Raw genomic sequence first — 22,272 nt, forward strand, 5'->3', positions numbered from 1 at the left:
TGGTTCCGTTTGACTTGATTTTCGGGGTCGGGCAATCCATACTCGCCCTGCTGCTGGTCATTTTTGTTTCGCGGTTCATTAAAAGTATCCAAGGACGGATGATCGCGACGATTATCTTTTTCACGTTCACAATGTTCTTGATTGCAATAGAACTGAACCTTGCCTTGGACTTACCGCTTTGGTTAAGCTGGGGCACCACAGCTGTTGGTGAATTCGTTGTCCTTTTGGTTGGTGCGCCAATCATTTATGCAATGAACAAAAGAATTCAGTTTGAAAAGTGGCTTTAAAGGAATCATCGCTTCCTGAACCTACTATACTGTAAAAGAGCTGTCTGCATTTTGCGACAGCTCTTTTTTCACCAATGAACCTGAAGCTGGTAAACTATAAGTAAGAATGGTGGTGACCCTTTGAAAAAATTCCTGACTTTGATTGTTCTGTTGGGTATTGCAATATTCATTTACACAAATGCAGAATTATTCACTTTAGTATGGAAAAGTGACCTGGAGTCAGTTATTGGCATCTTGAAGGATAACCTCTCGCTCACCTTTTTGGTCACATTCGTATTGATGTTTGTCCAAAATTCATTTACGATCATCCCATTAATTTTGCTCCTGACGATCAATGTCACGATATTTGGCTTCTTATATGGTTACCTTTGGAGTTGGTTGACGAGTGTAGTAGCATCAGGATTGATCTTCTATGCTGCAAGAAACTGGTTTCAAGACCTTCTTTTGAAGAAGCTGGACAAAAAATGGCAAGAAAGTGTTGTGGAGCACGGTTTTATGTATGTCTTTACCGGAAGGGTTTTCCCGCTTATCCCTACAAGCCTGATCAACCTGGCAGCAGGAGTCAGTTCGGTTACATTCAGGGATTTTTTATTGGCAACGACACTGGGAAACCTGATTTACTTTTTCTTTCTATCGCTGATTCCATATGGCCTGCTAACTGTGGAGATGAACCAATATACGTTAGCTGCACTCGCACTGCTCTTTTTATCATTTTTCATGTTCTACAAACGGATGAAAAAGAAAAAGAACCAACGCATCTTCCGAAAAAACAGGTAACCGCCTCGGTTCCTGTTTTTTTATTTATGATTGTGCATATATTTTTCTTCGATAGTTTGTTAAAATGTGTATGTAATTTTACCATTGCAATGTCTTAAAATCAGGGAGAATCTCCATGTCCAAGCGTTCCATTTTAAGTATATATATCCTTTCCGGGATTCTTACACTAGTCGTGTTCGACTATTTCTTAACGACAAATATTCAAAACAAAGAGGTCTTCATTCAGCTACAGAGAGTGGAAGGCACTTTCTTTCTTTTATCGATAGGCATGGTCTTATACCTTTACTTGGCTAAAAGGGAAGAATTCAAGCAATTAAAGGAAGCGGAGCAACGCCGGCGTACACTTATTAATTCGATGGTCGATTTCGTTAACTTCAAGGATGGCGATGGGCGATGGCTGGAATCGAATACCTTTGGACTTCAATTATTTCAATTGGAGCATGTGGATTATAAGGGCAAAAAAGACAGCGAGCTGGCGGAATACACTGAATTTTACAAAGAGTCGTTGATCTACTGTGAAGTTTCCGATGAGGAAACGTGGATGAAAGGGGTAATTACAAGATGCGAGGAAATCATTCCCCTTCCAGATGGCAATCACAAAACCTTTGATACGATCAAGGTTCCCTTGTTCTTTGAAGATGGTTCCCGAAAAGGGCTAGTCGTCATCGGCAGGGATATATCTGAAAGAGTTGTTGCGGAGAAGCAATTATTCGATAGTGAACAACGTTATAAATCATTATTCGAACACAATCCATACCCGATGCTCATGCTTGATTTAAACGGGTTGATCACCACCGTGAATCCGAGGTTTGAAACGGTTACCGGCTTTCATCAAGAAGAAGTCCATGGCTCCTCCTTCGTTAACCTGGATTTTTCACCGGAAGATGCAGAACTGATTCATACATCCTGCGACTATGTCGTGGAAAATCGTAAAGGAATCAAAAAAGGGAAAGATATACAATTTATAACGAAATACGGGAAGTCGATCCTGCTTTCTTGTACGTTCGTCCCCATGATGGTTGGTGACGAATTGGTCGGGATCATTACTTATGCCAAAGAAGTCACGCAGATCCGGGAAACCGAAGCACGCTTAAGGAGAAGCGAAAAATTGTCGATAGTCGGCGAGCTGGCTGCAAGCGTTGCCCATGAAGTACGTAACCCACTGACTTCGTTAAAAGGTTTCGTACAATTACTTAAAAAGAATGACCATCCCCATGAACAATACTACTCAATTATGCTAAGTGAACTGGACCGGATCAATCTGATCGTAAGCGAGTTACTCGTTCTGGCAAAACCACAGGAGCTTCCTTTCAGCAAGCACCAAATCGTGGAACTGATCAATGAAGTCAAGACCTTGTTGAAGCCAGAAGCGGACTCCTTCTCCGCCCAAATATCAATATCAGTTAAAAATGACATACCGCTGCTTTCATGTGAGGGAAATCAACTAAAGCAAGTATTCATAAACATGCTCAAGAATTCCATGGAGGCTGCCGCCGACCAGATATGGATCGACTTCGAGCATACGGACAAAAACCTTTCGATCATCATTAAAGATAATGGAAGCGGAATAGAAAAAAATCGCTTGAAACATCTTGGAGAGCCTTTCTATTCTTCTAAGGAAAGAGGCACCGGCCTAGGCTTGACGGTCAGCTGCAGGATCATTGAAGCACACGGGGGGAAGGTCCGGTTTAACAGCGAGCTAAATCGCGGAACCAAGGTCGAAATCATTTTACCTTACAAAGCGTAGGACAAGCATTGGAACTTGTCCTTTTTTTAGGGAAAATCGCCTAAAGCCCGTGTTGAACTTCATCTCCCATGCCCCGATTAATCCCCTGTTTCCTCTTGTTTGGCATCATCCACAGTTTCTTCTTCATCCAATTCCACTTTCATATCCTTTTCGAAAACAAGAACGTAAGTACGTCGCTTCGCATCTTTTGAAACGGTAACGGAAATGGCTGTTTTCGCTTTATTCTTTAACTTCACCTTTTTTTTATTTCCACCGTCATATTCGATGGCTGCCCCATCTGCTCCTGTTGCAGCGTTCAATTCCACAGAGTTAACATCATTATCAACTTCAATATGGTACGTATACTCATTCGAAAGAAAGGGTTTATTCCATTCTCCTGTTGATGCTGTCAAATGGTTCAATGCAGGAGCTTCATCCTCTTTTTCTACACGCTCTGCTGCCGATTCCTTATCTATACCGGCTTTCATTTTTTGGATTGAAACATTTTCAGGCTGTGCGGCCTTCACTGTGTGACTGACATTTGTCGCTTTTTGATCATTAAATGTACGAGCAGAAAGAGTATCTGCTTTAACTGCTCCAGTCGAAGGGGGCTTTTCGGTTGCTGGTTGCTTTTGCCCCTTATCCTCTTGAGAGACATCCTTCTCCTCCTTTTCCGGTTTATTGGCTTCAGCCCTCGTAATCGTAAGCAAGTAGGTTCTTTCGCCCCCATTTTCTGCAGTCACGATAATCTTCACTGCTGTGTCACCGATCGGAAGCGGAACCTCCACACCACTTTTCGTTGCATCTTTTCCATTAACCGCTACATGAGCTGTACGGTCACTCAAAGATGGAGATATCGTAACGCTCTTGACTTTACTCTCCACCGAAGCATGATACGATGATACATTGGGATCCAACGCCAGCGAACCCTGAGATAACCCAATTGAAGTTAAGCGATTATCGCCACTTTCAAGCTTTTCGATTACGACGGTATAGGTAACCGCCTCACTAATTCCATCGCTGACGGTAATTTCAAACCTATTCATGCCTGTTTGAAGAGGCAGGTCCCTAGCCATGCCATTTATCAGCTTCGTACCGTTCACGAAAATGGCGGCATTCTCACTTTTACTCTCGGCATGCAAGTCGATCTTTTCAATATCATTCTTGACTGTTGCTCGATAGTCATGTACATCTTCTGAAAAATCTTGATTGAGTGAAGCCCCTTCTATCTCTAACTTTGAAAGAACATTTATCAAGTTAACCTCTTGTGAGATGCCGGCTTTTGCAGCGTTAGCATCAGGCAAGTAAGTGAATGACCCCATGCCAATGAGAGAACCAGCCAAAAGCACCTTCATGCTTTTTTCCTTTACTCCTTGGTTAAGCATTGTATCCCCCCTGTGATTCCTGCAAGCATAATAAGGTTATAATACTAAAGCAACCTTAATTATTTCTTAAGCGCGGTGCATGAGGTGCATCATTTCCATTGTCAACTTATCATTTACATGTCTATAATGACTGGAGCCAGGCCACTTTGACATTATCGTTAGCTAAATCCATCAAGCCTTGTAAACTGCCTTTGGATGCTTCATTTATTTTCACTGTTTTTTCACATTTTCCTTTTATAATAAGCTTACATAACCTAATGAAAGGGTGATGGCATACCAAGATGAAGAATTACTTATGGCTGGTAATCAGCCTATTTACCTTACTTTTATACCCGGCAATGGCTTTTGGGCATGCTACAGTAATTAGCTCCAATCCTAGCCCGAATGAAGCCATGGATACTCTTCCTGAAAAGATCAGCATTCAATTCAGCGAGAATATACAGCCGGCTTTCCATTCGCTTGAAGTCTTCAGTCAAGATGGACAGAAGGTTCCCGTTCAAAAAAGCGCCATATCGGAACAAAGCGAGAAGATATTGGAAGCTAAGTGGAAAGGCACTGTCGATGAAGGCGTTTATTATATTAAATGGAGAGTGGTCTCGAGTGACGGCCATCCGATCGAAGGGACCATCCCCTTTCAATTCGGAGACTCGGCCTCCCTATCAGACCAAGATCATTCAAAAGTGAACGCAGGTTTTCCGAATTCCATTAATGTGTTCTTGCAAGGCCTTCAATACATAAGCTTCGCGGCCGTAGCTGGTATTCTATTTTTCCGCCTATCTTTAACGAAGGACTCCCGCCTTTTTCAAGCTAGCGGAAGAGCACGTCTATATCTATGGATTTCCTACATTGGTTTAGCTCTTGCCACCTTCTGCAGCCTGCCTCTAAAGGTGACGATTGACGCTGGCGTGGGCTGGTCGGATGCTTTTAATGGGACATATATCAAGGAAGTACTGAATGGCACAAGCTTCGGTACCATCTGGATCATTCAAATACTCATGTTGATCCTTCTATTTTTAGCTCTTTATTTCATGCTTGAGAATCCCTTGAATAAAGCTCTGCCCTTCCTTTCTTTTATCCTGACGGCCTTCTTAATGCTTGGTAAGGCTTTAACTGGACATACGGCAGCCGTTCCTAATCACGTTCTCGCCGTCTTGATGGATTTTCTACACATATTGTCGATGGCATTATGGATGGGCGGACTTATGGCTTTATTGGTGATATTGCCTGGGCTAGCAGACCGGCAGGCTGTCCAAGAGGATAAAAAAATCTTTTACTGGACGATCATTCAAAGGTTTTCCAGATGGGCTTTTGCATGTGTAATCATCCTGGTCATTAGCGGCATATATAGCAGCCTGCAGCATGTACCGACCATCCATTCCTTGTTCAACACGACGTATGGTCAATTATTGCTTGCGAAAATCGTTCTCATGACAGTCATGATCGTTTTAGGTGCCTGGCATTTCCTCAAAGGGAAAAAGCAAACGAAAAAACTGGGCTATAGCGCAGGAATGGAGCTTGGAATTGGTGTGGCAGTACTCCTTGTTGCTGCTCTATTGACTAATGTCCAAACTGCGATGTCTTCTCCCGGACCATTTGAAAAAACGATAAAGACAGAAGAAAACAATGAGGTTACATTAATGGTCACACCGAATGAAGTTGGGGATAACCGGATTCAAGTTGAACTGGCAAATGGCGGTGAACCAATTGCTGATATCGAGCAGCTAACCCTCACGATGGAGCCTGCTGATGGGCAGGGCGGTGAAATAAAGCTGCAATTGCAGGGGAAAACCAAAGGTAAATTTACCTCAAAGTCTATACTTACCTTGCCAGGAAAGTGGAATATTCATGTTCACGGTTTAACGGAAAATCTCGATTCAATCAATGCTGATTTTACAATTTTTATAGGGAATTCATAACTGGAGGGAATTATACTGATGAAAAACATTACAAAACTACTCATCTCTACATTTGCAGCATTATTCATATTCGCTGGTTCGGCGAATGCACACGTTACTGTCAAACCTAGTTCATCTGCCCCTGAGGCATGGGAAACCTACTCGATAAAAGTTCCAGTCGAAAAAGATACTCCGACAACGAAAGTGACTTTAAAGGTTCCTGAAGGGGTTACCTTTGAAAGCTATGAGCCTGTACCAGGATGGAAAGTGACAACTGAAGGAGATAAGGATGGGCGTGTTAAAACGGTAACTTGGGAAGCAACGGGTGAAGGCATATCCGCTGGACAATTCCAGCAATTCTCATTCATTGCCCAAAACCCTAAAGAAGAAACGAAGGTCGCTTGGGACGCCTTTCAATATTATAAAGATGGTGAAATCGTCGAATGGAGCGGTGATGAAGGTTCCGCCCTGCCGCATTCAGTAACCCAAATCTCGGTAGCCCCAAAGGCTGATGCAGAGTCCGCTGATCACGGGCACGAAGATGAAGCTGCATCCGATGATTCCAAAGCAACCGACAATTCAAAGGACACGGCAACAGCAGAAGATAAAAGTAATGGTAATGAAACACTGATCATCACCCTATCTGTCATAGCATTGATCTTGTCCCTTGTAGCGCTTATTGCAGCGCTAAGAAAAAATAAACGATAAAATTATTGAGTAAGGTGTCCCAAGAATCCTGGGACACCTTTTTTGTCAGTATTCCATGACCACTGATTTACTCGGTAATTTTAGGTTCTCTGATTCTATAGTAATCTTAATAGATTTTTCAACCCTTTGGTCCGCAATGGTTAAGTTGAGCAGCCCATTGCCTTGTGCTTTTTTGCTGATTCCCAAATCTTCCGTACTTTTCACTAACTGTGCATACAATTCTGCCTCTGTCAGCTTGCGGCCAAAGTCCTGTTCAGCAATCACTTTCAAGAGAGCTGCTGCACCGCTTACATGCGGAGTTGCCATTGATGTTCCGCTGAGTCTGGCATATTTATTACCTGGATACGTAGAGAGTATATCGACTCCTGGCGCAACCAAGTCAATTTCATCATTCGTATTTGAAAAATCCGCTAAATTTCTGCTTAAATCCACAGCTCCGACTTCCACTACCTCTGGATACGCACCTGGATAATCCAATTCATCGGTTTCATGACGCCCATCCCCGCTATTCCCAGCCGCACAAACAATAAGAATGTCCTTCTGGATGGCCCTTTGAATCAGCTTATGTTCCGCCTCATCCGGCGGCCCCCCAAGTGAAAGTGAAATGACCGAAACCGTTTCTTCATTCGGCCCCTGCCAATTGATCGCATACTCCAAGGCTCCATTGATCCAATCTATTTCACCTTGACCCTGCCCATTCAAGGCCTTCAAGGCCAAAATGCTTGCTTTAGGAGCCACTCCCACTACACCAACGTTATTAATGGAAGCCAGTATCGTACCGCATACATGTGTTCCATGCCCGTTATCATCTTGAAAATCTCCGGTATTGGTAAAATCCTTCCCGCCAATGATTCTCTCTTTGAGGTCTGGATGCTCCTTATCAATTCCTGTATCGATGACGGCGACTACAACACCCTCACCATAATTGCTTTTTTCCCAAACTGCAGGGGCTTTCACAAGCTCGATGCCCTCGGGAATCTTTTCTTTCACCGTTTCCATTACTTCAAGAACTTTGTAAGGTATTAATCTTTTTTCTCTTGTCATTTGATTACCCCTTCCTTCGTTCATTAAGTTAAACTGCCATCAGTGCAGGGATTCGCATCCCGTCTGGTTGCCGTCTACCGTTGAAAGAGATGAGATCAAAAAACCCTTCTCTCTTATATATACCAGATTTTTGAAAATAAAAAAGAAGTTTTTAGAAAATTCGGTCTAAAATCCTACTTTTTATTTCTTTATCTGTTGATATCTGGTATAATCAATTATAGAACAAACGTTCTTATTCCGCCACTTTTTTTTCAATTTTTTACAAAAAAAGAGGGCGCTCTATTTCGAGTCACCCTCCAAGATCAATCAAGCTGCTCCGCAGCATTTTTTGTATTTTTTTCCGCTTCCGCAAGGACATGGTTCATTTCTTCCGATAACTGGTTCTGTATGAACATGAGGCATTTTGGCTGCCTTTGCACTTTCCATGATGATTTGCGTCCCTTTTTCCTTCATTTGCTGATACCGCTGTTTAAATAACGCCATGATGTCTTTGCTGTACTTTAACGTGTCTTCCGCAATATCCATCGCCTTTTGCTTGGAAATATTATAGTCCTCTAGGGTGAATTGATGATCGCTGAAAGATACGCGAATCCCAAAATGCTGCCCTGCCTGGTTATTGTTTTTGCGGGCCTCCACGAATTCAAGGTACACTTCCTGACAGTCACATGACTGATGCATGCAATAATAATCATATATCCAATACGTTTTATCTTCATATTTGCTCTTTAAAGCAATCCCATCCTCGACGCCAAAAACATCCAGAAATTTAATCGCTTTTCCATCCAGAATCTCAAATGGATCAATCGTTCTCATCTATAGACACATCCTAATTCATCATAATTTAATCTTCCTATGTATTGTACAACCTAAATCCGCACTCGTCACTTGAAATGAAGCTGTCCAATCCGAAATCCCTGCAATAAAAAAAGCTGCAGCAGGATGTTGCACTGCTGCAGCCGTTCATTTCACCCGATCCAGGTGGTCAATTGATCAATCGGTGTTTTCTTGGCAGGCTTCGGCTCCATGTCAGGAAAGCCTAAGTAAATGAATGCCAGCACTTCACCTTTTGAGGATAAACGGAAGAAATCCCGCACCTTCTCATGATAAGTTATTTTTCCCGTTCTCCATACTGCCCCCAGCCCGAGGGAATGTGCAGTAAGCAGCATATTTTGGATGGCACTGTTCACTGCGGCATACTCTTCGGCTACAAGGACATTATTCTTATCACTGGGCTCTATGCCCACTGCGATGATGACCGGTGCCCTCAGAGGATTTTTCTTTTGCCTTTCAAGTTTGCTGATCAAGCTTTCCGGTGTGTCATCTGCATTTTCAATCCTTGTTATTTCCTCGAATACCTGGCCAAGTTTATTTCTGCCTTCCCCAGTCAATACAAAAAAACGCCACGGCTCCGTTCGATGATGGTTTGGTGCATATGTACCCGCCTCGATGATTTGCTCGATCATTTCTTTAGGTACAGGATCTTGCTTAACGATTCCTATGCTTCTCCTCGTTTTTATCGCTTCCATTATTTCCAATGCCGTTCGCCCCCTATCCCTTTATCTCCAATAGTTTCTGCTTCAATTCATTTTCCATCGATGCCAGTTCCTGCTCCGCCTGTCGCCGTTTATGCCTGCCTTCTTCTTGAATTCTCATGGTTTCTTCTAGTGTCGAAATCAAGTTAGCTTGAGTATTCTTTAATGTTTCAATATCGACAAGTCCCCGTTCATTTTCTTTTGCCGTTTCAATGGTATTTACTTTCAGCATTTCAGAGTTCTTCAAGAGCAAGTCATTGGTAGTCTTGGAAACTTGCTTTTGCGCTTCAACTGCATGGCGCTGCCTGATCAAGGTCAAGGCTATCGCCACCTGATTTTTCCAAAGCGGAATGGCCGTCATGATCGAAGACTGTATTTTCTCGACTAGCGCCTGATTCGTGTTTTGAATCAGCCTGATCTGCGGTGCGCTTTGGATCGTGATTTCACGGCTCAGTTTCAGATCATGCAGCCTTTTATCCAAGCGCTCGGCGAATTGGCGCATATCATTGACCTCTTGAAACTTCATTTGGTCATTGCTTAATTCAGCGGATTTCTTCAGCTCAGGGATCGTTTTCCCATGAATTTCTTCCAGTTTGATTTCCCCGGCAGCAATATAGACATTCAACGCCTGAAAATAGTCCTTATTCGTTTCATAAAGTTTTTCCAGTATGACGATATCCGAAAGCAGGATATTTTTGCTCCGATCAAGCTTCACGCTGATTCTGTCAATTTGGGCGCCAGTTTTTTGATATTTCGAAAGCACTTCCTGAACGGAACCGGACAGCTTACCGAACATACGCGCAAAAAATGAGGGTTTATCCGGTTTAAGCTCATCAGGACTCAATTCGTTTAACTTCTTCATTAAGTCACTGATAATGCTCCCCACTTCACCGACATCCTTTTTCTGAACATGCTCAAGCATCGAATTGGAAAAGGTCAAAAGCTTCGATTGGGCAGGCGTGCCATAAGCTATCATCGCCTGATGATTCGTTGGATCAATTTGTTCGGCAAGCTGATAGGCCTTTGCCCGATTTTCCTCTGGGATGACATCAATCAATTTAACCGGCTTAGCCTCCTGTGAGGAGGTAGGCGCCTTCTCTTGCAACTCATTGAATGGATTGGACAGGAGATCATCGAGTAAATTGGCATTATCCGTTTTATTCAACAGGTTTGGATCGTTATTATTCATTTTAACCTCCTGCTTTCATCGATTACTTGTGATTCTTTTCTCGTTTTGATCGAATGCTTTGCTACATCCAACTCGAAATTAAGGTTATCGATATCATCGGCAATCACATGATATAAATCCTTTTCTATCGTTTTAGTGAGGTCCTTCAAAGTTTTTCGGGTTTCCGCTAAAGAGAGCTCGAGCTCCCTGTTCTTTCTTGGTTGCTGTGATAAAAAAACATATTTCTCAGCAAGCTCTGTGGCAGAATCGAGATGGGAATAGTAAAATTGTTCAGCCTGATAAAACCGCTTCGGTTCTTTTTTGGTAAGACTATATATTTTTCTGATCATTTTAATCATATCCTTCCTTTGCTTAAAAGAAGAAATATGCCTGACCGAGATTAACGCCTTTTGCACCCGCCATATTTTCTGTTTTGCTTCACTTATATTTTTCTTTATATATTGATATTCTTTTCTTGTCAATCCATGCTTTTTAAGGAATCGCGAAGAAAAGTAAGCCGTACTCAGCCAGTATGCAAGTGCACCTCCGGCAATGGAAATGGCAACAGAGGCAGCAAGGGGCAGATTAAAGGCAAAATAGCTCACCAGCAAAACCGGCAAAATGACTGGAAATGCCATCAATATGGAAATAAAATCAGTAAGAAATCGATTCATGATCATTACACTCCTGACTTACACGCTTTTCTATATATACGGATTATCCTTTTGATAAGTTTCAATATGCGAAGATTTCTCTCTATCTTAAACGATATAGGAACAGATTGATTTCTGCAAATTTATTGAAATTTTTCTTTGAAAAACACACCCGCCCAACTGGCTTTTATAGGCTATCGCCTTGCCACTTCACCAGAACTTACATAAGTTATTACGTATCCATCCTGAATTTAAAAGGAGTGTTGACAATGAATACATCCGGATTTTATCCTTATCCGCAACAAAACGGAAATCAGCAGTACATTCAGCCGAGTTTCAACCCCTATTTTCAACAGACAGAACGATTTGATTCTGAGTATGTTCCTCAGCAGGAATGGAGCCTCCCACAGAATCAAGAAAACCCATTCAATCCTTCAACAGACCCATTCGACTCCGACAGGCAGCCGCCGCAATCTCAGCAACTCGAAAGAAGGGTACGGGAACTAGAGAGGCAAAATGAGCGACAAACGCGGGAACTCACTCGCCTCAATCAAGAAATCACCCGTGTAAACCGGGAAGTGAACCGTGTTAACCAAGAAATATCCAGGCTAAGTCAAACCGATCAGCGTCATACCAATAGACTGAACAGGCTTAATCAACGCCTGCGCGCCGTCGAAAGGAACCTCAACATCCCCTTCAATGCAACAGATGATGGCTTTTAAATCTAAAACCGGAGCTCTTCATGGGCTCCTTTTGTTTGACCTGTTATTTGCCAGTTATGCGGTTTACGCGTGATTTTCGGGTGTTTTTATTCTTTATGGTCGGCGGTTTCCACTATGTTTGCGCTCGCTAACTCCTGAACAGGCGCTTTTCTCATAAAATTTCGCACTTCTATAAAAAATTAATCAATCGATTGATTAATGATGTAATTACAACGAAAACAGATAAAAAAGAACGGGCTTCACTCCCGTTCCAGCATGATTTGATTCATTTTTTGGTTTCTTGTTTCTTGTTCCTCCTTGGAGGACAAGTCATATTTCTTCAATAGGTGAAAAAGCTCATTCAAGATTTCCTGCGAATGGTCATTTTCCAGAAAAAGATTTAATGCTTGGCTCAATGTTGGTGGTAAAAATTCCAGTTGAGCATTCAATTTCAGGTTGACATCTTGCTGTGAATGATTAAGATTGCATGTGCTCATTTGTGATCACCTCTTACTTGATTCTACCATTAGTTTTAACGTGAAACATCTTTCGCTTCTTCATCCCGCTTAAAGTGTTCTTCGACCTTGATGAATTCCGGCGAAGTATGTGTGGCCATGATTCCGTGATAGCTTATATCCAAACCAAGCTCTTCCTCTTCATCTGTCGATCTTGTCGGGACCCAAATATTGATGATTTTAAAAACGATCCATGTCAGTGAGAAGCCCCATAGGCATAGTGCCACTAATCCTACCGATTGCACCCCAAGTAAATGCCATCCTCCACCTGTAAACAATCCGCCTTCAGTAGAGAAAAGGCCCAATGCTATCGTCCCCCACATGCCAGAGGCCGCATGAACGGGAAAGGCGCCCACCGGATCGTCGATTTTCCTGGCCTCCAGCCAATTGGTTGCAGCGAGCATCAGCAGCCCGGAAATGGCTCCGATCAGTATCGCAGCAAGATCACTAACGAATGCACAGCCTGCCGTGATCCCGACCAGTCCTGCAAGTGAGCCATTAATGACGGATGGTGCATCCGATCTACCATACCTGAATAGTGTATAAAGCAACGTCACAGCCCCTCCAGATGCGGCTGAGAGCATCGTGACGATGGCAATATGGCCAATGCGGGCATCTGTAGCCTGCAACGTGCTTCCAGCATTAAAACCAAACCAGCCGAACCATAAGAGAAAGGCTCCGACAGATGCCAACGGGAGGTTGCTCGGCAGTGATATCGAGCTTGTTCCCATCGCGGTGAATTTTCCTGTTCTCGGCCCAATGACTATGGCAGCCGCCAGTGCAGAAAAACCACCGAGTGCATGAATGACAGCCGACCCTGCAAAGTCCTGCATGCCTAACTCGTTTAACCAGCCCCCGCCCCAAATCCAGTGTCCTGCTACCGGATAGATGAAGGCCGTCATCATGACGACAAAAATGAGGTATGCCCGAAAATTAATTCTCTCGGCAACCGCCCCGGAAACGATGGAGATGACGGCAATGACGAATGCCCCTTGAAATAACCAATAGGCATCGATGGAAATCGTCAGGTCGATATGCGATAAATCACCTTTGAGCAAAAAGCCGCTTGCCCCGACGAGACCAAATACATCGGTTCCATACATTAAGCCAAAACCAATGACAAAATAACATAGCGTCCCAATCGTGATATCGGCAAAAACCTTCATGATGATATTCACATTATTTTTGGTCCGGACGAATCCTGCCTCCAATAAGGCAAACCCACCTTCCATCAGTAATATCATCGCTGCAGTCAAAACGACCCAAATCGTATCCAAGCCCGCGTTTAACGTTTCTAATGTCATCTTGATCGTCCCTCATCTTTCTGACTGGCGATCATCTCTTTAATGATGTCAGTGGGCAAATGTATTTCCCGCCTTTCCGGTTCCGCTTCCAGCATGTCAATCACTTCATCTAAAAAAGCGATCTTTCGCTTTATCGTCTCGATTTTTTTATATCTATCTTTGACATTCACCAAATGCTCCACTGCCTTGTGATGGCTTGGTGCATGCCCGGTAAAAAACCGTTTCAATGGAGAAAGGGATTGATACCAAGCTTCCTCAGCACTTCGCTTTTGTTCGTATTTATGAATTTTGTATTTAATCGATTCAATTTCAGACTGTTGTTTGTTTTTAATGAACTGCAAGTCTTTTACTGCATATTCAGATGATATCTCTAAAACGGTTCTATTATATACATCATCCATAATCTCCATGTTATATCACCTCACGTGATGACGTCATATTTTCTAATTATTATATGCACAATTCTGAATTGAGTCAATATTTAAATCAAAACTTGCGCTCTTCCTATTAATCAAACGTTTAATTAAAGGAAAAATTGGCACGTATATAAAGCCGAAATTTTCCTTACGCTAAAAAGGCAATATAAAACAAGGGGGAATCCGGATATGACTGTAATCAATGATGTCAAAACTACTTTAGCCGGTCTTAAAAGTGCGCAAGCGAGCTTTGAAACCTTCGCTCTTTCCACCGATAATGAGCATGCCAAACAGCTTTACCAACAAGCTGCGCAACAAGCCCAAACGATTGTCGACAGCATCACTCCTCGCATCAATGAAATCGAGAACGAGGAACCACAATATAAACAATAATGGACTCTCATTTAAAAAAGGTTGGTTTAGTCGATCAACCTTTTTTATATAAATATGTCCATTTGTACATACGAGTAAAAAAACAAAAAGAGGTGGTTTTCCATGCATACAGGGCATCGTACTTGGGTGTTTGACCAGAAGCCCGTCATCGTCTCAACCGGTACCGTCGGCGGCCCATTCGAAGCGAACGGATTGCTTGCCGATGATTTCGATCTCCTTCATTCCGATTTGTGGATTAATCAAGATACCTATGAAAAAGCTCATAAGGTGTTATTGGAAGACGCGTGTACGAAGGCAATCGAAAAGGCAGGCCTCCAGAAGGAACAGATTCAATTTTTCCTTGGAGGCGACCTTATCAACCAAATGACACCCACCAGCTTCGCTTGCCGCACTCTGGGCACCCCTTATCTCGGCTTGTTTGGAGCCTGCTCCACGTCCATGGAGGGTCTAGCTCTCGGCGCGTACATCGTCAATACGAACGGGGCAGATTACTTATTGACAGGGGCATCGAGCCATAACGCTGCCGTGGAGAAACAATTCCGCTACCCTACTGAATATGGCGGGCAAAAACCACCAACCGCACAATGGACCGTTACTGGTGCAGGAGTGGCTTTATTAAGCAAGGCTGGAACAGGTCCGAGGGTCACTTCAGCTACAATCGGACGTGTGATCGACATGGGGTTGACCGACCCTTTCAACATGGGAGGTGCCATGGCCCCTGCTGCCGTCGATACCATTGAAGCCCATTTAAGAGAACGGAATTTGGACCCATCCTATTATGATTTAATTGTGACCGGCGATTTAGGCCAGATCGGGCATGATGTTTCATTGGAGTTATTGAATAACCATGGAATCAAAATGAAGAAAGAGCAATATATGGATTGCGGTACGATGATATATCGGGACGGACAGCCTGTCCTCTCAGGGGCAAGCGGACCTGGTTGCTCGGCGGCCGTCGTTTATGGGCATTTATTGAACCGGATGAAAAAAGGCGAAATCAAAAAGATGCTCGTCGTGGCCACGGGTGCGTTGTTATCTCCCCTTTCCTTTCAACAAAATGAAACGATTCCAGCAATTGCCCATGCCGTATCAATTGAATTTGAAGGTGAGCCGCAACCATGATTTTTTAGGAAATGATGCTTGATTTTCGAGTTTAAAGGAGGATGCACCATGACGATAGCATCAGAAGTGAAGCAATGTGTCTCCAGCCTAAAAGGAATTGAAGCCGGGTTATCCAGCTTGGCACTTCGGACCCAGGATGATGAATCGAAGCGAGCCTTGCATGAAACGATGCTGGTGGTGAATGAGGTCATGAGGGAGGTGCAGAAACGGGTCGGAAAACTGGAGCTGGAAGAACCGCAATATAAAGGCTTTTAGACCATTGATTATTGCAGGAGGTGTAGGTAATGCCGAATTGGTTGGAAATCATAATGCGGTCACTATTCTTTTTAATGGTTCTTTTCTTGATCACGAAAGTGTTAGGTAAAAAACAATTATCCCAGCTTTCCTTTTTTGAATATGTTACAGGCATAACCATTGGTAATGTCGGGGCGGAATTGGCTACCAAAGTGGAGGGAAACATTATACACGGGGTACTGTCCATCCTTGTTTTTGCCTTGGCTCCCTTCCTTGCAGGGTCGATATCATTGAAAAGCAAAACGTTCCGTGATCTTGTAGAAGGAAAAGCGTCCGTATTCATCAAGGATGGCAAGGTCATGGAAGATAATCTGAAGAAAGAAAAATATACAATCGATGAGTTATTAGCCTTGCTTCGGAAAAAGGATGTCTTCGATGTTTCGGAAGTCGAGTTTGCCTTACTGGAAGCGAACGGGGATTTTTCGGTAATGTTAAAGAAGCAGAACCAGCCTTTGACACCTAAAGATCTTAACATTCCAGTCGCTGCAGTCAAGGAGCCGCAAACAGTCGTCATGGACGGCCTTATACTTGATGAACCACTTTCAACGATAGGACTGAATCGGAATTGGCTCCATACTGAAATAGATAAGCTGGGGGTGACCCTTGAAAATGTTTTTCTTGCTCAAGCGAATTCCAATGGGGAATTAACGGTCGACCTTTTTGACGATAGACTCAAGATTCCTTCTCCACAAGAAAAACCTTTACTGCTGGCAACCTTGAAAAAATGCCAGGCCGACTTGGAATTGTTTGCCCTCGGGACGGATTCAAAGGAAGCTAAAGAAATGTATAGCAAGAACAGCGTAAAGCTGCAAAAAGCAATAGACGATGTAGCATATATCTTAAAAAACTGATGTCCGCAAGTTAATGTCTCACCTTCATCAACGAGGTGGTCAGACCGACAATGACGATCGTCACACAGGAAAATAAGAAAATTTCCACACCCAGGGTGAAGACAGCCGCTGAAATGATGAGGGTATCTATAAGGATGATCGCTAAGGCAATATCCAATGAGGAGGATTTTGATATGATTTTGGCTAACATATCCGTTCCGCCGCTGCTTGTCTCATATCGAAGCATGAGCCCTATGCCCAGTCCTATGATAACTCCCCCAATTAAGGAGCTTGTCAGTATCGATAAGGAAAAAACCTTTTTCAAAGGGTTTAGCCAATCCATGAAAAGGGAGGTCAAAAGCAGACCGTGGACACTGCTATAGAAAAAGGGCCGTTCATAGCACCATGCATAAAAAAATATAGGCACACTAAGGACCAGCATCGAAAGTCCCGTTTGAAAACCAAAAAAATAATGTAGGATGAGGGCAATTCCAATAACGCCGCCGTCTATCAGGTGATGAGGGACTAAAAAACCATTGATTCCGAAACCCAACAAAAAGCTACCAACAATAACAGCCACCACTTTTTGAAAATTGATAAAATCACCTTGCCTCCCATTTCATATTTCTTAATATATGTCCAAGTTAGGGAGTCGAGAATATACAAGTGAAAAAAACCCTTCCTTTTCAACAGCAGAACTTAAAGAAAAAGAGCCCTGTCACGAGGACTGGACTCTTTGTTAGATTATGATTTAAGCTCTAATAACACAACGTTTTCCACATGTGTCGTCATCGGGAACATATCCACTGGCTGGATATCGACTGCTTTATATCCACCAGCTTCCAAGATATGAAGATCACGAGCTAAAGTGCCTGGGTTGCATGATACATAGACCACTTTGTTCGGTTTCATCTCGATGATTGTGTTAAGAAGAGATTCCTCACAGCCTTTGCGAGGTGGGTCGACGACGATGACATCGGCCGTGTTTCCTTTTTGGTACCATTCAGCGATAACGTTGCCAGCATCACCAACGATGAATTCGGCATTCGTGATTTCATTCAACTCAGCATTGCGGCGAGCATCTTCGATCGCTTCTTCCACCACTTCAACACCGATGACTTTTTTCGCTTTTTTAGCCAGGAATAACGAGATCGTGCCGATGCCGCAATATGCATCAATCACCGTCTCTTCTCCCGTTAGCCCCGCGTAATCAAGGGCTTTATCATAAAGGACCTTGGTTTGATCGGGGTTGATTTGATAAAAGGATTTAGCGGATATGGCAAATTTCACATCGCCGATCATATCATGAATCACTTCGTCGCCCCATAATAAGGTCATGTGATCTCCTAGGATGACGTTCGTTTTCTTGGAATTCACGTTTTGTACGATTGATTTCACTTTAGGCAGGCGATCCACGATTTCCTTCACGATGGTTTCTATGAAAGGAATGCTTTTCGTTCTTGTAACGAGAACGATCATCAATTCGCCTGTTTGCTTGCCGTAACGAGCCATGATGTGCCGCAATACACCTTTGTGTGACTCCTCATCATAAGCAGGAATGCCTAGCTTACTGAAAATCTCCTTCACAACTTGAACAGCCTCACTGATCACTTCATGTTGGATGATGCTTTCTTTCGTTTCAACAATCTCATGTGTCCGTGGTTTAAAGAATCCCGCGATTAACTCTCCATCCTTTTCGCCGACAGGCACTTGCGCCTTATTTCGATAATGAGTTGGGTTCTCCATGCCGATGATCGGATGGACAACTGCGCCTTCCAATTTCCCGATCCGCGCCATCACTTCACGGACTTGTTTTTCCTTGAATTCCAGCTGTCCTTCGTAGCTCATATGCTGCAGCTGACATCCGCCATATTTATGGAAGTCTTCCGCTTTGACCTCGACACGATATGGGCTATTTTCTATAATCTCCATCAAGCGGCCGAAGCCATATCCTTTATTCGCCTTCATCACTTTAATTTTCGCTTTTTCACCAGGAAGGGCATTTTGAACAAAGATCGGGTAGCCATCGACTTTAGCGACTCCTGCTCCTTCATGGGTTAAGTCCTCGAATAAAACCTCTATTATATCGTTTTTAGCAACAGGTGCTGTTTTTTTCATATCATCTTCTCTTTTCTTTTTTATGCTAGCCTGTATTTTACCACAATCGGAGCCATGCCACAAAACGACTCACCAAATTACCCTTTTTTTCATAAAAATATAGGGGAAGGAATTATGGGTTTTTCATAGTTCCATGCATAAAAGTACGATAAAAAAAGAAAAATAAGGAAAAATAGTTGAGGTGAGAAAAATGGGTTTGTTTAACTCTATATCAGCCTGGAATGCAACACGGTTAGAAAAACATCGAGCAAGTATGGAGGAAAAAGGCCTTTGTCCGGATTGTTACGGACGTGGATACAGCTCCTTCGTGCCAACTGAATATCATTTTTCCGATATCCACGATTGCCCTGGTTGTAACGGCAGCGGAACCTATGCCGATTGGGCAGCCATGAACGGACAGCAAATGTAATCGCTGGCATATAAGAAGACCCCCCTGTCAAGAAGGGGGACCAGTTTGTAGACAAAAGGGGGGCGGAATTATATATTCCGCCCCCCTTTTGAAATTCTTTTCGAATGTTCTCCTGAATTTTAGAGATCGTAGTTCTACGACCACCCTTTATTAGGCCAGTTTTGGACCTTGCCATGTCCAATTGGCCATCTTTTCTACATTCATGGCAGCGAAAGTAAGCATCGCCTGCATCGACAATTTTTTAAATCCCCTTAAAGTAGTCCAGGGCATACCATTTCTTTTGCATCTGCGAATACACGCTCAATCGTTTCTTACGTTTCGCATAGACAGGGTTTACATCTTGATGTTGACGCTGATGATCTGACCTTCAACATGTGTTTGCCAGATATTCCGTGTCACCACTTTTTGATGAATTTTGTTGGTCTGTACATCGTGTCAAAGATGAGCAGGTTGCACAGGTGTATTGGGGCGATTTGTACTCTCGATAGCCCTCTTAATTCGTTGGTTGTTGAGTACGTTAAAAGCTAACAATTAAAATGTTCATCGTATACCTAGTCATGTTTGCGAAAGTACCCTTATTTGTTCGAGGGCGTGTATAGGGTAAAGCCCGTATGATTTCTTTGTTAAATAGATAGTAATTGCTGATGTTTTATAAGTGGCATCTGCGGCAACGGCTTTTGGCAAACCCGTTGCGGTCTGCAGCGCGTGGAATGAACAGGCAAACTGTTTTGTTCGTTCATCTTTTACATAGTAGCCACTCTCAGAATCTGTTGTCCTTTCTTTTATTTCTTTGATTTCGTTCTTATCAAATTTTTCCGGTGGAAAAGGCTTCTACCTATGAATTTTAAACAAAGTTGATTGGAACGTAAGGTATGAGACTCCTGCGGGAAAAGCGCGTCTAGGGGAGACACCGTAGGCGCAAAGCGCCAAGGAGGCTCCCCGACCGCCTCTGGATAAGCGAGTGCCTGGAGTGGAAATCCACGGCTACATAGTACAACTCATAAAAATAGACAAACTTGATTATCATCAAGTTTGTCTACAGTGGGAACCCCCTGTCAAGCAGGGGGTTCTTCTATTCGTTTAACCAAATAGCCAAATTCATGACCGCTGATGGTAACCGTCTTAAGTTCTTTATAGCCTAATTTATTATAGAGGCGGCTCGCCCCTTCATTTACATGTTCAACAACTAAAGAAACCCTTGGATATCCTTTTTGCTTGGCATATCCTTCAACATATCGAATCAATGCGCTCCCAATCCCTTTTCCTTGGAAATTTGGGTCGACGCATATTGTATCCAAATAAAAGTCATCCGTATCCGCTTCTTTGTCAATCGTGATGCTGGGATCTTTCCGCTTCCGCCTTAAGTGTCCGACGATCGGCGCATCCAATTCCTGCGCGTCCTTCCCATGATAGGCGATGATCAATCCCGATATTTTCCCATCGTGAACACTTACGAAGGTGTTTTCATAACTGATCCGATTTCCGCTTTTTTTGAAAAAATCAGCAAGAACGGAAAGGATCCTTTCTTCTTCCATTTCTCCGGTCAACGCTTCTGCAATTTCCTTAATCGCTAACCGGATCAATGAAGCTGCCTTGTCCGCATCTTCCGGTTTCGCTTGCCTAATATACATATTCACGCATTCTCCTTGCAAAGTTTTACTGAAAAAGGCCACCGGATTTCCGTGACCTTTTTTCCTATTTATTTGTCGGATCGTCCGGCAATATTCCTTGTGGGATGAATACATCAAAATGGCGGTACTGATTTACGAATTCAGCCGGGGCCATCCCGCCAAATTCGCCATCCAAGTTAAGCATCATGTCCTTTTTGGCCTGTACTTTTATCCGATTCGCTTTTTCATAAATGACGTTCTTATCATGAATATGCTCTCCGCGCATTGCCAATGTTGCGACACGGACAATATCCGCGAGATTGGCTTTTTTCAAGATGAGCAATGTGAACATGCCATCATTCAGGGATGCATCAGGAGCCAATTTCTCAAAGCCGCCGACCGAATTCGTGTTGGCGACCAAGAAAAGCATGATCTCTCCTTCAAACAGCTTTCCATCATATTCAATGGATACCTCCGTCGGTTTAATCGATGGAAGCATTTCGATACCTTTTATATAATATGCCAGCTGCCCAAGCATCGTTTTCAGCTTGATCGGCACGTCATAAGTCAATTCAGTCAATCGTCCTCCGCCAGCAATATTGATGAAATATTTATCATTCATTTTCCCGATATCGATCGGCATCGTATGCCCGCGGGCAATGATTTCGGCTGCACCTTCGATTGACTTCGGTAAATGCAGCGCCCGGGCGAAGTCATTCGTCGTTCCCGTCGGAATGATCCCTAGTTTAGGGCGTTTTTCTGCAGTGGCCAGTCCATTAACAACCTCATAAATCGTACCGTCGCCCCCTGCCGCAATGACAATATCATAGCCTCGTTCAATGGCGATCTTAGCTGCATTCGTCGCATCACCAGCACCAGTCGTGGCATGTGCAGAAGCTTCATAACCAGCTTCCTCAAGCTTCGCTAGCACACCTGGCAGACTCTTCTTAATCGCTTCCCGGCCAGAAGTCGGATTGTAAATTAACCTTGCTCTTTTCATTTCCCGATATCGATCGGCATCGTATGCCCGCGGGCAATGATTTCGGCTGCACCTTCGATTGACTTCGGTAAATGCAGCGCCCGGGCGAAGTCATTCGTCGTTCCCGTCGGAATGATCCCTAGTTTAGGGCGTTTTTCTGCAGTGGCCAGTCCATTAACAACCTCATAAATCGTACCGTCGCCCCCTGCCGCAATGACAATATCATAGCCTCGTTCAATGGCGATCTTAGCTGCATTCGTCGCATCACCAGCACCAGTCGTGGCATGTGCAGAAGCTTCATAACCAGCTTCCTCAAGCTTCGCTAGCACACCTGGCAGACTCTTCTTAATCGCTTCCCGGCCAGAAGTCGGATTGTAAATTAACCTTGCTCTTTTCATTTCCCATC

At 43.5% G+C, this 22,272-nt stretch carries 24 protein-coding genes and 2 pseudogenes; 11 read left to right on the forward strand and 15 right to left on the reverse strand.

Annotated elements, in window-relative coordinates:
- The 3 genes from CVN76_RS23910 to CVN76_RS23920 all read left to right on the forward strand — a co-directional run.
- On the forward strand, nucleotides 1-287 hold a 287-nt coding region (locus tag CVN76_RS23910), incomplete at its 5' end, for a QueT transporter family protein (protein WP_198512633.1).
- A 120-nt stretch (nucleotides 288-407) separates the two neighbouring features.
- Entirely contained in the window at nucleotides 408-1,064 is a 657-nt protein-coding gene (locus CVN76_RS23915; RefSeq protein WP_100533308.1) for a TVP38/TMEM64 family protein, read from the forward strand.
- Nucleotides 1,065-1,179: 115 nt separating this feature from the next.
- Nucleotides 1,180-2,811, forward strand: coding sequence for a PAS domain-containing sensor histidine kinase (locus tag CVN76_RS23920; RefSeq protein WP_100533309.1), 1,632 nt, complete (start codon nucleotides 1,180-1,182; stop codon nucleotides 2,809-2,811).
- Nucleotides 2,812-2,888: 77 nt separating this feature from the next.
- Here CVN76_RS23920 and CVN76_RS23925 read toward each other — a convergent pair whose 3' ends face one another.
- A complete protein-coding gene (locus tag CVN76_RS23925; protein WP_100533310.1) occupies nucleotides 2,889-4,175 on the reverse strand; it encodes a cadherin-like beta sandwich domain-containing protein in 1,287 nt (428 codons plus the stop codon).
- 281 nt (nucleotides 4,176-4,456) lie between these two features.
- Here CVN76_RS23925 and CVN76_RS23930 point away from each other — a divergent pair, with 281 nt between their 5' ends.
- Nucleotides 4,457-6,091 carry a copper resistance CopC/CopD family protein gene (locus CVN76_RS23930; protein ID WP_100533311.1) on the forward strand — a complete coding sequence of 545 codons (1,635 nt, stop codon included), beginning with the start codon at nucleotides 4,457-4,459 and terminating at the stop codon, nucleotides 6,089-6,091.
- Nucleotides 6,092-6,109: 18 nt separating this feature from the next.
- Nucleotides 6,110-6,778: a YcnI family copper-binding membrane protein gene (locus tag CVN76_RS23935; protein WP_100533312.1), complete on the forward strand. Its 669-nt coding sequence runs from the start codon at nucleotides 6,110-6,112 to the stop codon at nucleotides 6,776-6,778.
- Between the two features lie 45 nt (nucleotides 6,779-6,823).
- On the opposite strand, the gene CVN76_RS23940 is transcribed toward CVN76_RS23935, so the two are convergent.
- From CVN76_RS23940 to CVN76_RS23960, 5 genes are all read right to left on the reverse strand, one after another.
- Nucleotides 6,824-7,822: a S8 family peptidase gene (locus CVN76_RS23940; RefSeq protein ID WP_061140551.1), complete on the reverse strand. Its 999-nt coding sequence runs from the start codon at nucleotides 7,820-7,822 to the stop codon at nucleotides 6,824-6,826.
- Between the two features lie 306 nt (nucleotides 7,823-8,128).
- Entirely contained in the window at nucleotides 8,129-8,635 is a 507-nt protein-coding gene (locus CVN76_RS31965) for an SEC-C metal-binding domain-containing protein (protein ID WP_232732448.1), read from the reverse strand.
- A gap of 152 nt (nucleotides 8,636-8,787) precedes the next feature.
- Nucleotides 8,788-9,348 (reverse strand): nitroreductase family protein, encoded by a 561-nt coding sequence (locus tag CVN76_RS23950; RefSeq protein WP_332850671.1) that lies wholly within the window; start codon nucleotides 9,346-9,348, stop codon nucleotides 8,788-8,790.
- A gap of 22 nt (nucleotides 9,349-9,370) precedes the next feature.
- Nucleotides 9,371-10,543 (reverse strand): toxic anion resistance protein, encoded by a 1,173-nt coding sequence (locus CVN76_RS23955; protein ID WP_100533314.1) that lies wholly within the window; start codon nucleotides 10,541-10,543, stop codon nucleotides 9,371-9,373.
- Nucleotides 10,540-11,196, reverse strand: coding sequence for a 5-bromo-4-chloroindolyl phosphate hydrolysis family protein (locus CVN76_RS23960; RefSeq protein WP_061140547.1), 657 nt, complete (start codon nucleotides 11,194-11,196; stop codon nucleotides 10,540-10,542). The genes CVN76_RS23955 and CVN76_RS23960 overlap by 4 nt, the downstream gene beginning before the upstream one ends.
- Nucleotides 11,197-11,444: 248 nt before the next feature.
- Between CVN76_RS23960 and CVN76_RS23965 the strand changes: the two genes are divergently transcribed.
- The gene (locus CVN76_RS23965) at nucleotides 11,445-11,897 is read left to right on the forward strand and encodes a hypothetical protein (protein ID WP_157805407.1); all 453 of its coding nucleotides are present in this window, start codon (nucleotides 11,445-11,447) and stop codon (nucleotides 11,895-11,897) included.
- A 239-nt stretch (nucleotides 11,898-12,136) separates the two neighbouring features.
- Here CVN76_RS23965 and CVN76_RS23970 read toward each other — a convergent pair whose 3' ends face one another.
- From CVN76_RS23970 to CVN76_RS23980, 3 genes are read right to left on the reverse strand one after another with little or no spacing between them, the layout of a single operon-like run.
- A complete protein-coding gene (locus tag CVN76_RS23970; RefSeq protein ID WP_100533315.1) occupies nucleotides 12,137-12,373 on the reverse strand; it encodes a group-specific protein in 237 nt (78 codons plus the stop codon).
- Between the two features lie 35 nt (nucleotides 12,374-12,408).
- Nucleotides 12,409-13,695 carry an ammonium transporter gene (locus CVN76_RS23975; RefSeq protein WP_100533316.1) on the reverse strand — a complete coding sequence of 429 codons (1,287 nt, stop codon included), beginning with the start codon at nucleotides 13,693-13,695 and terminating at the stop codon, nucleotides 12,409-12,411.
- Nucleotides 13,692-14,105 (reverse strand): hypothetical protein, encoded by a 414-nt coding sequence (locus CVN76_RS23980; protein ID WP_100533317.1) that lies wholly within the window; start codon nucleotides 14,103-14,105, stop codon nucleotides 13,692-13,694. Before CVN76_RS23980 ends, CVN76_RS23975 begins: the two co-directional genes overlap by 4 nt.
- Before the next feature lie 195 nt (nucleotides 14,106-14,300).
- Between CVN76_RS23980 and CVN76_RS23985 the strand changes: the two genes are divergently transcribed.
- From CVN76_RS23985 to CVN76_RS24000, 4 genes are all read left to right on the forward strand, one after another.
- Nucleotides 14,301-14,504, forward strand: a complete 204-nt coding sequence (locus CVN76_RS23985) for a DUF1657 domain-containing protein (RefSeq protein ID WP_100533318.1) — start codon at nucleotides 14,301-14,303, stop codon at nucleotides 14,502-14,504.
- Nucleotides 14,505-14,606: 102 nt separating this feature from the next.
- On the forward strand, nucleotides 14,607-15,626 hold the full coding sequence (spoVAD, locus tag CVN76_RS23990) for a stage V sporulation protein AD (protein ID WP_100533319.1): 1,020 nt from the start codon (nucleotides 14,607-14,609) through the stop codon (nucleotides 15,624-15,626).
- 48 nt (nucleotides 15,627-15,674) lie between these two features.
- On the forward strand, nucleotides 15,675-15,881 hold the full coding sequence (locus CVN76_RS23995; protein ID WP_100533320.1) for a DUF1657 domain-containing protein: 207 nt from the start codon (nucleotides 15,675-15,677) through the stop codon (nucleotides 15,879-15,881).
- 29 nt (nucleotides 15,882-15,910) lie between these two features.
- Nucleotides 15,911-16,771, forward strand: coding sequence for a DUF421 domain-containing protein (locus CVN76_RS24000; protein WP_100533321.1), 861 nt, complete (start codon nucleotides 15,911-15,913; stop codon nucleotides 16,769-16,771).
- 10 nt (nucleotides 16,772-16,781) lie between these two features.
- Here CVN76_RS24000 and CVN76_RS24005 read toward each other — a convergent pair whose 3' ends face one another.
- Together CVN76_RS24005 and rlmD are read right to left on the reverse strand one after the other, a co-directional pair.
- Nucleotides 16,782-17,333, reverse strand: coding sequence for a YitT family protein (locus tag CVN76_RS24005; RefSeq protein WP_100533322.1), 552 nt, complete (start codon nucleotides 17,331-17,333; stop codon nucleotides 16,782-16,784).
- A gap of 161 nt (nucleotides 17,334-17,494) precedes the next feature.
- The gene (rlmD, locus tag CVN76_RS24010) at nucleotides 17,495-18,868 is read right to left on the reverse strand and encodes a 23S rRNA (uracil(1939)-C(5))-methyltransferase RlmD (RefSeq protein WP_100533323.1); all 1,374 of its coding nucleotides are present in this window, start codon (nucleotides 18,866-18,868) and stop codon (nucleotides 17,495-17,497) included.
- 190 nt (nucleotides 18,869-19,058) lie between these two features.
- On the opposite strand from rlmD, the gene CVN76_RS24015 reads away from it, so the two are divergent.
- Complete coding sequence (locus tag CVN76_RS24015) at nucleotides 19,059-19,277, forward strand: hypothetical protein (RefSeq protein WP_057913908.1); 219 nt, start codon at nucleotides 19,059-19,061, stop codon at nucleotides 19,275-19,277.
- Nucleotides 19,278-19,427: 150 nt separating this feature from the next.
- On the opposite strand, the pseudogene CVN76_RS31970 reads toward CVN76_RS24015, so the two are convergent.
- From CVN76_RS31970 to CVN76_RS24030, 4 genes and pseudogenes are all read right to left on the reverse strand, one after another.
- Nucleotides 19,428-20,108 (reverse strand): annotated as a pseudogene (locus tag CVN76_RS31970) (transposase); the annotation flags it as partial.
- A 224-nt stretch (nucleotides 20,109-20,332) separates the two neighbouring features.
- Nucleotides 20,333-20,908, reverse strand: coding sequence for a GNAT family N-acetyltransferase (locus CVN76_RS24020; RefSeq protein ID WP_157805779.1), 576 nt, complete (start codon nucleotides 20,906-20,908; stop codon nucleotides 20,333-20,335).
- A 64-nt stretch (nucleotides 20,909-20,972) separates the two neighbouring features.
- Nucleotides 20,973-21,887: a diacylglycerol kinase gene (locus tag CVN76_RS24025; protein WP_061140536.1), complete on the reverse strand. Its 915-nt coding sequence runs from the start codon at nucleotides 21,885-21,887 to the stop codon at nucleotides 20,973-20,975.
- Nucleotides 21,887-22,264 (reverse strand): annotated as a pseudogene (locus CVN76_RS24030) (YegS/Rv2252/BmrU family lipid kinase); the annotation flags it as partial. The pseudogene CVN76_RS24030 and the gene CVN76_RS24025, both read right to left, overlap by 1 nt.
- Nucleotides 22,265-22,272: the final 8 nt, after the last annotated feature.

This window comes from Bacillus sp. mrc49 (genome assembly GCF_002803435.1).

What these genes read in the sequence shown, in the direction of transcription:
- rlmD (WP_100533323.1), bottom strand. Translation starts at nt 18,868, where the DNA reads ATGAAAAAAACAGCACCTGTTGCTAAAAACGATATAATAGAGGTTTTA.
- CVN76_RS23995 (WP_100533320.1), top strand. Translation starts at nt 15,675, where the DNA reads ATGACGATAGCATCAGAAGTGAAGCAATGTGTCTCCAGCCTAAAAGGA.
- CVN76_RS31965 (WP_232732448.1), bottom strand. Translation starts at nt 8,635, where the DNA reads ATGAGAACGATTGATCCATTTGAGATTCTGGATGGAAAAGCGATTAAA.
- CVN76_RS23950 (WP_332850671.1), bottom strand. Translation starts at nt 9,348, where the DNA reads ATGGAAGCGATAAAAACGAGGAGAAGCATAGGAATCGTTAAGCAAGAT.
- CVN76_RS24015 (WP_057913908.1), top strand. Translation starts at nt 19,059, where the DNA reads ATGGGTTTGTTTAACTCTATATCAGCCTGGAATGCAACACGGTTAGAA.
- CVN76_RS24025 (WP_061140536.1), bottom strand. Translation starts at nt 21,887, where the DNA reads ATGAAAAGAGCAAGGTTAATTTACAATCCGACTTCTGGCCGGGAAGCG.
- spoVAD (WP_100533319.1), top strand. Translation starts at nt 14,607, where the DNA reads ATGCATACAGGGCATCGTACTTGGGTGTTTGACCAGAAGCCCGTCATC.
- CVN76_RS23925 (WP_100533310.1), bottom strand. Translation starts at nt 4,175, where the DNA reads ATGCTTAACCAAGGAGTAAAGGAAAAAAGCATGAAGGTGCTTTTGGCT.
- CVN76_RS23940 (WP_061140551.1), bottom strand. Translation starts at nt 7,822, where the DNA reads ATGACAAGAGAAAAAAGATTAATACCTTACAAAGTTCTTGAAGTAATG.
- CVN76_RS23935 (WP_100533312.1), top strand. Translation starts at nt 6,110, where the DNA reads ATGAAAAACATTACAAAACTACTCATCTCTACATTTGCAGCATTATTC.
- CVN76_RS23930 (WP_100533311.1), top strand. Translation starts at nt 4,457, where the DNA reads ATGAAGAATTACTTATGGCTGGTAATCAGCCTATTTACCTTACTTTTA.
- CVN76_RS23985 (WP_100533318.1), top strand. Translation starts at nt 14,301, where the DNA reads ATGACTGTAATCAATGATGTCAAAACTACTTTAGCCGGTCTTAAAAGT.
- CVN76_RS23920 (WP_100533309.1), top strand. Translation starts at nt 1,180, where the DNA reads ATGTCCAAGCGTTCCATTTTAAGTATATATATCCTTTCCGGGATTCTT.
- CVN76_RS24000 (WP_100533321.1), top strand. Translation starts at nt 15,911, where the DNA reads ATGCCGAATTGGTTGGAAATCATAATGCGGTCACTATTCTTTTTAATG.
- CVN76_RS23960 (WP_061140547.1), bottom strand. Translation starts at nt 11,196, where the DNA reads ATGAATCGATTTCTTACTGATTTTATTTCCATATTGATGGCATTTCCA.
- CVN76_RS23965 (WP_157805407.1), top strand. Translation starts at nt 11,445, where the DNA reads ATGAATACATCCGGATTTTATCCTTATCCGCAACAAAACGGAAATCAG.
- CVN76_RS23955 (WP_100533314.1), bottom strand. Translation starts at nt 10,543, where the DNA reads ATGAATAATAACGATCCAAACCTGTTGAATAAAACGGATAATGCCAAT.
- CVN76_RS23970 (WP_100533315.1), bottom strand. Translation starts at nt 12,373, where the DNA reads ATGAGCACATGCAATCTTAATCATTCACAGCAAGATGTCAACCTGAAA.
- CVN76_RS23980 (WP_100533317.1), bottom strand. Translation starts at nt 14,105, where the DNA reads ATGGAGATTATGGATGATGTATATAATAGAACCGTTTTAGAGATATCA.
- CVN76_RS23975 (WP_100533316.1), bottom strand. Translation starts at nt 13,695, where the DNA reads ATGACATTAGAAACGTTAAACGCGGGCTTGGATACGATTTGGGTCGTT.
- CVN76_RS24020 (WP_157805779.1), bottom strand. Translation starts at nt 20,908, where the DNA reads ATGTATATTAGGCAAGCGAAACCGGAAGATGCGGACAAGGCAGCTTCA.